The sequence below is a fragment of the Phenylobacterium sp. genome (assembly GCF_044236515.1).
Classification (GTDB): Bacteria; Pseudomonadota; Alphaproteobacteria; order Caulobacterales; family Caulobacteraceae; genus Phenylobacterium.
This window is the reverse complement of sequence record NZ_JBIIGK010000021.1, coordinates 1-12,471: the sequence shown is the minus strand read 5'-3', so window position 1 is coordinate 12,471 and position 12,471 is coordinate 1. Positions and strand designations below refer to the sequence as shown.

Below are 12,471 nucleotides of genomic sequence, written 5' to 3'. Positions count from 1 at the left end.
GCTTTGGCGGGGAAGGGGTCTCATATCCGGCTGACCGCGCCGGTTTACAAGTCCATGGGGGCTTGCCCGATACGGCCGCGCCTGGAAGACGAAACCAACGCCTTGACCGAGACGCGACCCCTCTGATGCCGCCCTGGAACGACAACGCCAATCCCGGGCCGTGGGGATCTCCCGGCGGCGACGACGAGCGCAAGGACCAGTCGCCCAAGCGGCCGCGGAACAACGGCGGCGGCCCGCGCGGTCCGCGCCGGCCTGAGGGCCCCGACTTCAACGCCACCTTCGAGCGTCTGCAGCGCCGGTTCGGCCGCCATCTCGGCGGGCCGGGCGGCGGGCTGCGTCCGGGCGCCGTCCTCGCCATCGCGGGCGGCGTCGCCGCGATCTGGGCGCTTTCCGGCCTCTACGTCGTGCAGCCGAACGAGGAGGCGGTGGTCACCACCTTCGGCGCCTATTCGCGCAATGAGACTCCCGGCCTGCGCTACCACCTGCCGACCCCGATCGAGCGCGTCGTGAAGGTGCCGGTCACCACCCTGCAGCGGGTCGACGTCGGCGGCGTCGGCGAGAGCGACGTGCCGCAGGAAAGCCTGATGCTGACCCGCGACGAGAACATCGTCGACCTCGACTTCAGCGTGACCTGGCGCGTAGCCGACGCCGATCAGTTCGTCTTCCGCCTGCGCGATCCGGAAGCCTCGGTAAAGGCCGTGGCCGAAAGCGCCATGCGCGAGATCGTCGGCCGCACCGACCTCGAGCCGATCCTGACCACCGGCCGCGGCCAGGTTCAGGCCCAGACCGCGGTCCTGATGCAGCGGACCCTCGACGCCTGGGGCGCCGGCGTCAGCATCGTCGAAGTGCAGATCCGGTCGGCGAACCCGCCGCAGGAGGTCTATGGCGCCTTCCGCGACGTGAACAATGCCGAGCAGGACCAGGCCTCCGCCACCAACGAGGCGAACACCTACCGCAACCGCGTGGTCAACGAGGCCAAGGGCGACGCCGCGCGCATCGTCCAATCGGCCCAGGCCTATCGCGAGCAGGCCGTGCGCGAGGCGCTCGGCGACGCGGCCCGTTTCAACTCCATCTACGCCGAATACCGGCGCGCCCCCGGCGTGACCCGCGACCGGCTCTACATCGAGACCATGCAGCGCGTGCTCGCCCGTTCCAATAAGGTCATCGTCGACGGCAAGGGCGCCTCGGCCCCGATCATTCTGCCGCCCGACGTCTTCCGCCCGCGCACCGCCGCCGCCGCGCCGGCCGCCGCCCTGCAGCCGGCGCCGGAGACCCAGGCCCAGGCCGACGCCCGCACGGGAGCCGTCCGATGAACTCGCGCCGCGTCCCCGCCTACATCGCCCTGGCCGTGGTCGTCCTGGTGGTGCTGGCCAACACTCTGTTCATCGTCGACCAGCGCGAACAGGCCCTCGTCGTCCGTTTCGGCGAGCCGGTGCGGGTCATCAACGCGCCCAACGACCCGGGCGCCGGCCTTAACGCCAAGGCGCCGTTCCTCGAGAACGTCATCAAGTTCGACCGCCGCAACCTGGCGCTCGAAGCCCAGCAGGAAGAGGTGATCACCGCCGATCAGGAGCGGCTGGTGGTCGACGCCTTCGTCCGCTACCGCATCGCCGATCCGCTGCAGTTCTACCGCACCCTGCGCGACGAGCGGACCGCCGCGGACCGCATCGAGCGGCTGGTGAATTCCTCGCTGCGGCAGGTGCTGGGCTCGGCCCGCGCCAACGACATCATCGCCGGCCGCCGCGCCCAGCTGATGGCCCAGACCCGCGCCGACGTCGCCCAGCGGGCCCGCGCCTCGCGCTTCGGGATCGAAGTGATCGACGTCCGCATCCGCCGGGCCGACCTGCCGCCGCAGAACCAGGCCGCCGTCTACCGCCGCATGCAGACCAGCCGCCAGCAAAGGGCGGCCGAGATCCGCGCCGTCGGCGAGCAGCAGAAGCGCGAGATCATCGCCGCCGCGGACCGCGAGGTGACCATCACCCTCGCCCAGGCCCAGGAGCTCGGCGAGACCACCCGGGGCGAGGGCGACGCCCAGCGCACCCGGATCTTCGCCCAGGCCTATGGGAAGGACGCCGGCTTCGCTGCTTTCTACCGCTCGATGCAGGCCTATGAGGCCAGCCTCGGCCAGGGGGACACGACGATGGTCCTCTCCCCCGACAGCGCGTTCTTCCGCTACTTCGAACGCGGCCCCTCGGGGCGGTAGATCATCTCTCCCGTCTTCACGGGAGAGAGCGACGTCAGTCCAGCAATCCCCGCACCTCGTGCAGGTCGCGGGCCACCCGCACGCACAGCGACTGCATCTCCTCGGTCGGGTCGAGCAGGTCGGGCACCATGATGGTCATCATCCCGGCGGCCGAGGCGGCGCGGACGCCGTTGTGGCTGTCCTCCAGCGCCAGGCAGTCCGCCGGATCGACGCCCAGCGCCGCCGCCGCCTTCAGGAACGGCTCGGGATGCGGCTTGAAGTTGGTCACTGCCTCGCGCGTCACGAGGGCATGGAAACGCGGCAGCAGGCCGTGCTGGCCGAGGCTGTGTTCGACGCTCTCGCGGTTCGACGACGTGGCCACGGCGCGCGGCAGGCCCCGGGCGTCCAACTCGTCCAGCAACTCGACAACGCCGGCCTTGAGCACGATCCCGGCCTGGGCGAACTCGTAGAAATGCTCCCGCACGCCGGCTCGCCAGGCGTCGAGGTCGAAATCCTCGCCGAAGTGGTCGCGCGCGATCTGGTCGGAATGAACGTGCGGCAGGCCGACCATCTTGATGAACACTTCGAACGGCATGTCGAGGCTCGACCGACGCGCCGTCGCCTTCATCGCCTCGAACACCACCGACTCCGTGTCGACCAGCAGGCCGTCCATGTCGAAGACCACGGCGCGGACGGGGCGGGGCAGGCTCATGCTCAGTCGATCACGAACTCGTCGGCCGAATAGCCCTGGAAGTAGAGCACGGCGGTCAGGTCGGCGTGATCGATCTTGGCGTGGGCCTCGGCGGCGACCACCGGCTTGGCGCGGTAGGCGATCCCCAGGCCCGAGGCCTTGATCATCGCCAGGTCGTTGGCGCCGTCGCCAATCGCCAGGGTCTCCGACAGGTCGATGTTGAGCGCCGCCGCCTCTTCGTTGAGCGCCGCCAGCTTGGCTTCCTTGCCGAGGATCGGCTCGCCGACGGTGCCGAGCAGCACGCCGCCCGCCTCGTGCAGGGTGTTGGCGCGGTTCATGTGGAAGCCCGCGGCCTCGGCGACCCGGCTGGTGAAGAAGGTGAAGCCGCCCGACACCAGGGCGCAGCGCGCCCCGTTCTGCGCCATTGTCCGGACCATCGTCCGGGCCCCGGGATTGAGCCGCACCCGCTCGTCGTACGCCTGTTGCAGCGCCGTGGCGGCCAGGCCCTTCAGCTTGCCGACCCGCTCGCGCAGGGCGCCTTCGAACTCCAGCTCGCCGCGCATGGCCCGCTCGGTGATCTCGGCGATCTCGGCCTTGAGGCCGGCGTAGTCGGCCAACTCGTCCAGGCACTCGACGTTGATGATCGTCGAGTCCATGTCGGCGACCAGCAGGCGCTTCTTGCGGCCCGCGGCGGGCTGCAGGCAGAAATCGACCGGCCGGCCGGCGATCGCCGCCTCGATGGTCGCGGGGTCAGCCGAGGCGACCGACAGGTCCCAGGCGCCGGGTCCGAGCTCGCGGCCAACGCCGACGCTCAGCGCTTCGCGGGCGGTGTGGTAGGCGGAAGCGGCGGCTTCCGGATCGGGGCTGACGAGCGTGAGGGAGAGCATGACGGGCCGCATCTGGCTGATCGCCGGGCCGACCGCAAGCGGCAAGTCCGCCCTGGCCCTGCGGCTCGCCGAACGCGACGGCGCCGAAATCGTCAACGCCGACTCCATGCAGCTCTACGCCGGCCTGCGGGTGATTACCGCCGGCCCAGGTCCCGAGGAGACCGCGCGCGCGCGCCACCATCTGTTTGGAACCGTCGATCCAGCCGATGGCTGGTCGGTCGGCCGCTGGCTGCGGGCGGCGACGGATGTGCTGGCGGACATCCGCGTGCGCGGCCGCGACGCCGTGGTGGTCGGCGGCACCGGGCTCTACTTCAAGGCCCTGACCCGCGGCCTGGCCGAAATCCCCGAGGTGCCGCCCCATGCCCGCGCCGAGGCCGCCGCCGATTTCGAGCGGCTGGGCGAAGCGGCCTTCCGCGCCCGCCTCGCCGAGGTCGATCCGGCCGCGGCCGCCCGCATCGCGGCCGGCGACCGCCAGCGCCTGTGCCGCGCCTGGGAGGTGTTCGCCGCCACCGGCGAGGCCCTCACCAACCTTCAGCGGACCGGCGTCCCGGCCATCGCCGGTTGGACCGCGGTCGCCCTGGAGCCGCCGCGCCCCTGGCTCTACGCCCGCTGCGACGCCCGTCTCGAGACGATGGTCCACGAGGGGGCCCTGGACGAGGTCGCCGCTTTGGCCGCCCGCGATCTGGACCCGGCCTTGCCGGCGATGAAGGCGGTGGGGGTTCGGGAACTCGCCGCTCATCTGCGTGGCGAACTCACCCTGCCGGACGCCATAGCCGCCGCCCAGCAGGAGACCCGCCGCTACGCCAAGCGCCAGGCGACCTGGATGCGCGGCCAAATGGCCGACTGGCCGCGCCTCACCGCCGACAGCCACGCCGGCCAGTGGGGGCAGTTTATTGCGCTGGAACCCGGCTTGACGCCGCCCTAGCGGCATGCGACACGCCCAAACCTGCTTTTCGGAAGAATTCCCGTGCGCACCACTCTCGTACTCGTAGGGCGACCGTAAGACGGACTGACGACGCGTCAGGACCGACCGGTCGCACGTAACCAGGCCCCCCGCGGGCCTTTTTTATTGCCCAATCGCCCGAAGGCTCACCGCCATGACCACCGAGACCACCCTGGAAGCCCAGGACACCCCAGAAAACGCGACCGACACCATCTCCGGCGCGGAAATGGTCGTGCGCGCCCTCCTCGATCAGGGCGTGGAAAAGCTGTTCGGCTATCCTGGCGGCGCGGTGCTGCCGATCTACGACGCCTTGTTCGCCGAGCCGAAGCTGCAGCACATCCTGGTTCGTCACGAACAGGGCGCGACCCACGCCGCCGAAGGCTACGCCCGCTCCACCGGCAAGCCGGGCGTCGTCTTGGTCACCTCGGGTCCCGGCGCGACAAACGCCGTCACCGGCATCGTCGACGCGCTGATGGACTCCATCCCGCTGGTGGTCATCACCGGCCAGGTCGCCACCCACCTGATCGGCACCGACGCCTTCCAGGAATGCGACACCATCGGCATCACCCGGCCCTGCACCAAGCACAACTACCTGGTGAAGTCGGTCGAGGATCTGCCGCGCATCCTTCACGAGGCGTTCCACATCGCCACGTCCGGCCGGCCGGGCCCGGTGGTCATCGACATCCCCAAGGACGTGCAGTTCGCCAAGGGCGTCTACCAGGGCCCGAAGGACGTCCAGCACAGCCACAACTACGCCCCGCGCATCAAGGGGGACGCCGGGCGCATCGCCGAGGCGGTGGCGATGATCGCCGGCGCGCGCCGGCCGATCCTCTACACCGGCGGCGGCGTCATCAACGCCGGCCCGCGGGCGTCCGAGCTGCTGCGTGAGTTCGCCGCCCTGACCGGCGCCCCGGTCACCTCGACCCTGATGGGACTTGGCGCCTATCCGGCTTCGGGCGGGCAGTGGCTCGGCATGCTGGGGATGCACGGCTCGTTCGAGGCCAACAACGCCATGCACGATTGCGACGTGATGGTGGCCATCGGCGCGCGGTTCGACGACCGGGTCACCGGCCGCCTGGACGCCTTCGCTCCGACCTCGCGCAAGATCCACATCGACATCGACGCCTCGTCGATCGGCAAGAATGTCCGCACCGACGTCGGCATCGTCGGCGACGCCGCCTCGGTGCTGGAGGACATGATCGCCGCCTGGAAGCAGAAGGGCCTTTCCACCGACAAGGCCGCCATGGCCGACTGGTGGCGGCAGATCGACGGCTGGCGCGCCCGCCAGAGCTTCCGGTTCCGCCAGGACGACAAGCTGATCAAGCCGCAGTACGCGATCCAGCGCCTGTACGAGCTGACCAAGGATCGCGACGTCTACATCACCACCGAGGTCGGCCAGCACCAGATGTGGGCGGCCCAGTTCTTCCACTTCGACCAGCCGAACCGCTGGATGACGTCGGGGGGGCTCGGCACCATGGGCTACGGCGTGCCCGCGGCGGTCGGCGTCCAGGTCGCCCACCCCGACGCCCTGGTCATCGACATCGGCGGCGACGCCAGCGTGCAGATGACCATGCAGGAGATGTCGACGGCGGTGCAGTTCGACCTGCCGATCAAGATCTTCATTCTCAACAACGAATGGATGGGCATGGTCCGCCAGTGGCAGCAGTTGCTGCACGGCGAGCGCTATTCGCACTCCTATTCGGCCAGCCTGCCCGACTTCGTGAAGCTGGCCGAGGCCTACGGCGGCGTCGGCATCCGCGCCGAGAAGCCCGGGGAGCTCGACGACGCGATCCTGGAGATGATCAACGTGCGCAAGCCGGTGATCTTCGACTGCCGGGTGACCAAGGAAGAGAACTGCTTCCCCATGATCCCGTCGGGCAAGGCGCACAACGAGATGATCATGGCCGAGGAAGCCCGCGACCTCGGCTCGATCATCGACGACGCCGGCAAGCGGCTGGTCTGAGGCCAGCCGCAGCAGTTGCGGCGACGCGCGGCTTGTGACACGTGCGTCGCCGACTTCGGGGAGATGAGATGACCGACGCCACCCAGCCCGCCTCCGTATACGACCTCGCCCATGACGAGACGCCGGAGAGCCTCGCGACCTTCGCCGTGCTGGTCGACAACGAGCCGGGGGTCCTGCACCGCCTGGTCGGGCTGTTCGCGGCGCGCGGCTACAACATCGAAAGCCTGACGGTCGCCGAGACGGACCGCAGGGCGCACACCTCGCGCGTCACCATCGTGACCCGCGGCACGCCGCAGGTGCTGGCCCAGATCGAGGCCCAGCTCGAGAAGATGGTCTCGACGCGCCACGTCCAGGACATCACCCGCGACCCCAAGGGCCTGGAGCGCGAGCTCGCCCTGGTGAAGGTCCGCGGCTCGGGCGCCGACCGCGTCGAGGCGCTGCGGGTCTCGGAGATCTTCCGCGCGCGGGTGATCGACATCACCCACGAGAGCTTCGTCTTCGAGGTCACCGGCGCGCCGTCCAAGATCGACAGCCTGATCGAACTGATGCGCCCCCTTGGCCTGGTCGAGGTCTCCCGCACCGGCGTGCTGTCGATCCAGCGTGGCGTCGAGGCCTTCTAGGCCGGCGGAACACATCGCCCGGCCCGGTCATTCTGACAGCGTGGCCAGGCTCATCATCATCGGCCTGCTGACGGCCGCGCTCGCGACGCCCGCGAGCGCGCAGTTCTCGTTCCGGCGCCAGGCGCCGATCGGCCCGCCGGAAGGCACGCCGCCGAACGAGGCGGAGATCTGGCCGTTCCCGCCGCCCGATCCCGCCAGCTGGTGGACCGACAAGTGGCCAAAGCCCGGCGAGGCCGCCGACCCGCTGGCCGGGCGGCGCATCGGCCGCGGTGCACGCACGGTCGCCATCGACAACGGCGTCGATCCCTCGACCTACCGCCTCTGGGGCCTGCCGCCGCTGCAGTGGCAGGTGGTCGGCGGCGGAGAGATGATCCTCGAGCTCTGGGTCCGCCCGTCGCAGAGCGTCCGCCAGAGCGTCGTGCGGGTGACCGTTCGTCGCGACGGCGCCGCCTTCGTCCAGGGCCGCATCGGCCTCGCCTGTTGCGAGGCGGACATCACCCGCCGGGTCGGTTTCGACCGCCAGCTTCCCGAGGGCTCGGCCGAGACCTTCCGCGCGCTGCGCGCCCATCCGATGTGGGGAACGCCCCGCGATGTGCGGGTCCAGGAGGCGGGCGGCGCGGATACCGTCTGCGTCGAGGGTGTCAGCTACGACCTGACCCTGGTGGTCGAGGGCCGGTCGACAGCTCTGCGCCGCGCCTGCGACAGCGCCGAGATTGGCCAGGTCGCCGATGCGTTGGAGCCCTTGTTGCGCGCCGCCCTCGGCCACGAGCCGCGCTTCGACGTCGCCTTCCCGCGCGGCGCTGACTTCGCCGCCGCCCGGCGGATGTACCAGGGGGTGATCGCCGACGGCGGAACGCTCAAGGCGGCGCCGAACGCCCGCCCGCAGGCGCCGTCCTTCGAGGCCCCGGCCGACACAACCCCTTCAAATCCGGTCCCATAGGCCCTATATTTCCAGGCGTCGGGCTTGCCCGACTATGGGGATAAACGCGCGCGTAATAAGCGGACTGGACCCGGGTGCGATTCCCGGCGGCTCCACCAAGTTCTTCCGGGTTATCGCCGGAGACGTACGGGGCCGATCAGCATCGACAGACGTCTAAAGGCGTAGCTTTCTCTCGGCCTGACCCACCGTCCCGGGTCTTTAAACTAAATGCGAACGATAACTTCGCTGAGGAAGTCCGCCTCGCCGCGTAATGCGGTTCGGTAGACATCCGACCTAAGTCCTAGGGGTTCAGATCCCTAGGCGGGGCCCGAGGGGCGCCTGCCAACAGAAGCCCCTCACCTTCCTCCGGTCACCTCTGCCGTCGGGCTCCGATCAAATCGGACGCATCGGCCTTGCGCCGCCTTGCAGCTTCTGGTCCAGACGCTACTTCTTCTGTCTGCTTGAAGTTCGGAGCCCCCATGGCCCAGGATCCGCCGGCCCAGGACCTGATGCATTATGAAGCCCTGGCTCAGGATGCCCTGCGCGGCGTCGTCAAGGCCGCGCTGAAGCGCGCCGCCGCGCCGGAGGGCCTGCCCGGTGCCCACCACTTCTACATCACCTTCAAGACCGATGCGGAGGGCGTCTCCGGCCCCAACGACCTGCTCGGCAAATATCCGGACGAGATGACCATCGTCCTCCAGCACCAGTACTGGGACCTCGCGCCCGGCGAGACCTTCTTCTCGGTCACCCTGCAATTCGGCGGTCAGCCGAAGCGGCTGTCGGTGCCCTATGCGGCGGTGACCCGCTTCTACGATCCGTCGGTGCAGTTCCTGCTGCAGTTCGAACCGCCGCCGGCCGCCCCGACCGACGCCCGCCCTGTTGCCGCCGCGCCCGCCGAGGTGACGGACGAGCCGCCCTCGACGGACGGCGAGGCCAAGATCGTCTCCCTCGATCAGTTCCGGAAGAAATGAACGGCGCGCCGCAGTCCCCTAGGTTGGAAGCCGGGGGACCGGCGGCGTGATCCGGCACGTGGCGCGATGGGCGGCGCTCGCCGCCACCCTGCTGCTCGCGCCGGCCCCGGCGGCGGCGCAATCCTTCGCCGACTGGGCGGCGGTGGTGGTCGCCGGCGATTTCCGCGCCCACGGCGGAAGGCCGACAGAGGCCTTCGACAATGCTCGCCGCGATGTCGCCACCACCCTTGTCGGCCTCGGCTTCCGGCCGGAGAACCTCCGGCAGTTTTCGGTCAAGCCGCAGAACGACCTGATCACCGCCCCCGGCCTCTCCGAACCCAACGCCATCTACGAGGCCCTTGAGGAGACCGCCGCCCGGGCGCCCGGTGGTTGCCTCGTCTATTTCACCTCGCACGGCGACCCCAGCGGCGTGCTGGTCGGCGAGGACGTCCTGGCCCCGCGCATCCTCGGCCAGATGGTCGGCGCGGCCTGCGGCGAGCGGCCGACGGTGGTGGTGATCTCCGCCTGTTTCTCCGGCGTATTCGTGCCCGCCCTGGCCGGGCCAAACCGAATGGTGCTGACCGCGGCCCGCAAGGACCGCTCGTCCTTCGGCTGCGGCGAGGCCGACCGCTATCCGTACTTCGACGACTGTTTCCTGAGCTCGGCGAAGGGCGCGCGGGACTTCGGCGGCCTCGGGCGGGCGGTGCAGGCCTGCGTCGCGGCGCGCGAAATCGAGGAGGGCATGAAGCCGCCTTCCCAGCCGCAACTGTCGATCGGCGCTGACCTCCTGCCGGCCTTGCCGTTCTACGCCTTCCCAGGCGCGCAACCGCCGCGCGAATAATCACGCGGCCGGGCGCTCCCGCCGCTTTCAGGGACTCAGTTTGCGCCGTACATCTGGCTTCATCCCCTGACGCTGAGCCAAAGGCGGCCTGCCCTTGACGCGGTTTATCCTACGCGCCGCTCTCGCCCTCGCGACGGCCCTCGTCGCCGTCCCACCCGCCAGCCTCGCCCAGGACGCGCCGAGTTCGGCCGCCGCCAGCCTGCCCTCGGCCCCTGTCCCTTACGTAAAGTTGCGCCCCCAGCGCCGCCCCGCGGCTCGGACGGCGCCGCGCACGACGGCGCCGGTCGCCCCGGCCGTCGCCGCCGCGGTCGGGATCGCCGGCGCCGTGCCCGTCGTCGCTGGTCAGCCGACCACCGCAAGCGGCGCCCGCCTGGCCGCCGGCCAAGCCTTGCCGCCCGCCGAGCTTGAGGCCTTCGTCGACGGCGCGGTCCGCGAGGCCATGGGCCGCGACCACATCGCCGGCGTCACCGTCAGCATCGTCCAGAACGGCCAGGTCGTCCTGAAGAAGGGCTACGGCTTCGCCGCCCTGCAGCCCCGCCGCCGCGTCGACCCTGACCGCACCCTTTTCAGGGTCGGCTCGATCTCCAAGACCTTCACCTGGATCGCCGTGATGAAGGAGGTCGAGGCCGGCCGCATGCGGCTGACTGCGCCGGTTAACCTCTACCTGCCCGAACCCGTCCGCATCCGCGACCAGGGCTATCGCCGTGATGTCGAGGTCCGCAACCTGATGGACCATTCGGCCGGTTTCGAGGATCGGATGCTGGGCCACCTGATGGAATCCAGCCCGGACCGCGTGCGGCCGCTGCAGCTCTACCTGCGCCAGGAGCGCCCCGACCGGGTGTCGGCCTCCGGCGTGGTCTCGAACTATTCCAATTACGGCGCGGCTCTGGCCGGCCAGGCGGTGGCCTACGCGTCCGGCCAGCCGTTCGAGACCTATGCCGAGACCCGGATCTTCCGCCCGCTCGGCATGAGCCGGACCACCTTCCGCGAGCCGCGCGAAGCCAAGGCCGGCCTGCCCGAGCCGATGCCGACCGCCCTCGCCGGCCAGGTCTCCAACGCCTACCGCTGGACGCCCTCCGGGTTCGAGCGCCGCGGCTTCGAATACATCGGCCAGATCGCGCCTTCCGGCTCGGCCTCGTCCACCGCCGGCGACATGGCGCGGTACATGATCGCCGTCCTGAACGGCGGAACCCTCGGCGGCGCGACGGTTTACGGCCCGCAGACCGCGCGCCTGTTCCGCACGCCCCTGCGCCCGACCCCGCCTGGCATCAACAGCTGGGCCCACGGCTTCGTCGTCCACGATCTGCCGGGCGGCTACCGCGGCTTCGGCCACGACGGCGCGACCCTGTTCTTCTACTCCAGCATGGTGACCGTGCCGCAGCTCGGCCTCGGCATCTTCATCTCCGCAAACACCGACACCGCCGAGCCCTTCGTCGGTCGCTTCGCGGAGGAGCTGGTCCGTCAGTTCTATGCCGCGCCACGCGACTTCCCGCGCGCCGGCTCTCCGGAGCTCGCCGCCTCGGCGGACACCTTCTCGGGCTATTATCTGACCACCCGGCGCGCCTATTCCGGTCTTGAGGAGTTCGTCGGCGGCCTGACCGGCGGCGCCCTCGTCCAGGTCACGCCAGACGGCCGCCTGGTCACCAGGCTCGGCGACCGGCCCACGTCCTGGGTCCCCGATGGCCCGCTCGGTCAGGGCCGGTTCGTCGCCTTCGACGGGGACCAGCGCCTGGCCTTCCACGTCGAAGACGGCGAGGCGACGAGTTTCATTCCCGCCTCGGGCGCCGAGCGTTTCGAGCGCGCCCCGGCCTGGCGGCGGCCGATCGTTCTGGGCCTGCTGGCAGGGCTCACCGGCTTCGCGGCCATCGCGACGCTGGCCGGCCTGGTCCTGCGCAACCGCCGCGACTTCCGTGAAAACATGATCCAGGCCCGCGCCGGCCTGCTGCAGAACATCCAGGCCGGCCTGTGGCTGACCTCGCTTGGCTTGTTCGGCGTCTGGCTGACCAAGACCGGCGACGTCGCCCAGATCGTCTACCGCTGGCCGGGCGCCCTGCTGATCACCGCCTCGGCCTGCGCGCTCGTCGCCGCCCTGCTGACGATCGCCACGCTGATTGCCGTGCCTGCGGTCTGGCGGGGCGGCCGGCGGGTGGATTCGTGGACTGCCCTGCGCAAAGCCGCCTTCACCACGACGGTGATCATCTATGCGGCGTACTCGGTTCTGCTCGGCCTTTGGGGCGCCCTCAGCCCCTGGAGCGGCTAGGCAATCTTAAAACCCCGTTTACCAAGCGCCCGGTAATTCTTGCCTAGCGGCGCCGCGGCCTGATTTGCCTGGCGTCGCCCGCTTTGGTTTTTCGGGGCAAGGGGCGCCGGGTTGGGCCAGTTCATTGGTGCGCTTCAGCGGTTCGGCATCGGTCGGCTGGCCGCCATCCTCGGCATCGGCGCCGGCGTGGCCGCGGTCCTGGTCGCCGTGACCAT

At 70.3% G+C, this 12,471-nt stretch carries 11 protein-coding genes and 1 other RNA gene; 10 read left to right on the top strand and 2 right to left on the bottom strand.

Features of this window, described 5'->3' with window-relative positions; all coding sequences use genetic code 11:
• The first annotated feature begins 125 nt into the window (after positions 1-125).
• Together hflK and hflC are read left to right on the top strand one after the other, a co-directional pair.
• Complete coding sequence (gene hflK, locus ACILRF_RS03940) at positions 126-1,313, top strand: FtsH protease activity modulator HflK (RefSeq protein WP_395670965.1); 1,188 nt, start codon at positions 126-128, stop codon at positions 1,311-1,313.
• A complete protein-coding gene (hflC, locus tag ACILRF_RS03935; protein WP_395670964.1) occupies positions 1,310-2,203 on the top strand; it encodes a protease modulator HflC in 894 nt (297 codons plus the stop codon). Before hflK ends, hflC begins: the two co-directional genes overlap by 4 nt.
• A gap of 34 nt (positions 2,204-2,237) precedes the next feature.
• On the opposite strand, the gene ACILRF_RS03930 is transcribed toward hflC, so the two are convergent.
• Together ACILRF_RS03930 and serB are read right to left on the bottom strand one after the other, a co-directional pair.
• Positions 2,238-2,894 (bottom strand): HAD family hydrolase, encoded by a 657-nt coding sequence (locus ACILRF_RS03930; protein ID WP_395670963.1) that lies wholly within the window; start codon positions 2,892-2,894, stop codon positions 2,238-2,240.
• Positions 2,895-2,896: 2 nt separating this feature from the next.
• Positions 2,897-3,760 (bottom strand): phosphoserine phosphatase SerB, encoded by an 864-nt coding sequence (serB, locus tag ACILRF_RS03925; RefSeq protein ID WP_395670962.1) that lies wholly within the window; start codon positions 3,758-3,760, stop codon positions 2,897-2,899.
• Between serB and miaA the strand changes: the two genes are divergently transcribed.
• From miaA to ACILRF_RS03885, 8 genes are all read left to right on the top strand, one after another.
• Entirely contained in the window at positions 3,759-4,685 is a 927-nt protein-coding gene (gene miaA / locus ACILRF_RS03920) for a tRNA (adenosine(37)-N6)-dimethylallyltransferase MiaA (protein WP_395670961.1), read from the top strand. The two genes, serB and miaA, sit on opposite strands and share 2 nt — an antisense overlap.
• A 172-nt stretch (positions 4,686-4,857) precedes the next feature.
• The gene (locus ACILRF_RS03915) at positions 4,858-6,666 is read left to right on the top strand and encodes an acetolactate synthase 3 large subunit (RefSeq protein WP_395670960.1); all 1,809 of its coding nucleotides are present in this window, start codon (positions 4,858-4,860) and stop codon (positions 6,664-6,666) included.
• Positions 6,667-6,734: 68 nt separating this feature from the next.
• Positions 6,735-7,286: an acetolactate synthase small subunit gene (gene ilvN, locus ACILRF_RS03910; protein ID WP_395670959.1), complete on the top strand. Its 552-nt coding sequence runs from the start codon at positions 6,735-6,737 to the stop codon at positions 7,284-7,286.
• A 40-nt stretch (positions 7,287-7,326) separates the two neighbouring features.
• Positions 7,327-8,226 carry a hypothetical protein gene (locus tag ACILRF_RS03905; protein WP_395670958.1) on the top strand — a complete coding sequence of 300 codons (900 nt, stop codon included), beginning with the start codon at positions 7,327-7,329 and terminating at the stop codon, positions 8,224-8,226.
• Positions 8,204-8,566, top strand: a transfer-messenger RNA (tmRNA) gene (gene ssrA, locus ACILRF_RS03900). Before ACILRF_RS03905 ends, ssrA begins: the two co-directional genes overlap by 23 nt.
• A 118-nt stretch (positions 8,567-8,684) precedes the next feature.
• Entirely contained in the window at positions 8,685-9,176 is a 492-nt protein-coding gene (locus ACILRF_RS03895; protein ID WP_395670957.1) for an SspB family protein, read from the top strand.
• A gap of 46 nt (positions 9,177-9,222) precedes the next feature.
• Positions 9,223-9,996 (top strand): C13 family peptidase, encoded by a 774-nt coding sequence (locus ACILRF_RS03890; RefSeq protein WP_395670956.1) that lies wholly within the window; start codon positions 9,223-9,225, stop codon positions 9,994-9,996.
• 94 nt (positions 9,997-10,090) lie between these two features.
• A complete protein-coding gene (locus ACILRF_RS03885) occupies positions 10,091-12,256 on the top strand; it encodes a serine hydrolase domain-containing protein (protein WP_395670955.1) in 2,166 nt (721 codons plus the stop codon).
• Positions 12,257-12,471 lie beyond the last annotated feature (215 nt).

What these genes read in the sequence shown, in the direction of transcription:
- hflK (WP_395670965.1), top strand. Translation starts at nt 126, where the DNA reads ATGCCGCCCTGGAACGACAACGCCAATCCCGGGCCGTGGGGATCTCCC.
- hflC (WP_395670964.1), top strand. Translation starts at nt 1,310, where the DNA reads ATGAACTCGCGCCGCGTCCCCGCCTACATCGCCCTGGCCGTGGTCGTC.
- ACILRF_RS03930 (WP_395670963.1), bottom strand. Translation starts at nt 2,894, where the DNA reads ATGAGCCTGCCCCGCCCCGTCCGCGCCGTGGTCTTCGACATGGACGGC.
- miaA (WP_395670961.1), top strand. Translation starts at nt 3,759, where the DNA reads ATGACGGGCCGCATCTGGCTGATCGCCGGGCCGACCGCAAGCGGCAAG.
- serB (WP_395670962.1), bottom strand. Translation starts at nt 3,760, where the DNA reads ATGCTCTCCCTCACGCTCGTCAGCCCCGATCCGGAAGCCGCCGCTTCC.
- ACILRF_RS03915 (WP_395670960.1), top strand. Translation starts at nt 4,858, where the DNA reads ATGACCACCGAGACCACCCTGGAAGCCCAGGACACCCCAGAAAACGCG.
- ilvN (WP_395670959.1), top strand. Translation starts at nt 6,735, where the DNA reads ATGACCGACGCCACCCAGCCCGCCTCCGTATACGACCTCGCCCATGAC.
- ACILRF_RS03895 (WP_395670957.1), top strand. Translation starts at nt 8,685, where the DNA reads ATGGCCCAGGATCCGCCGGCCCAGGACCTGATGCATTATGAAGCCCTG.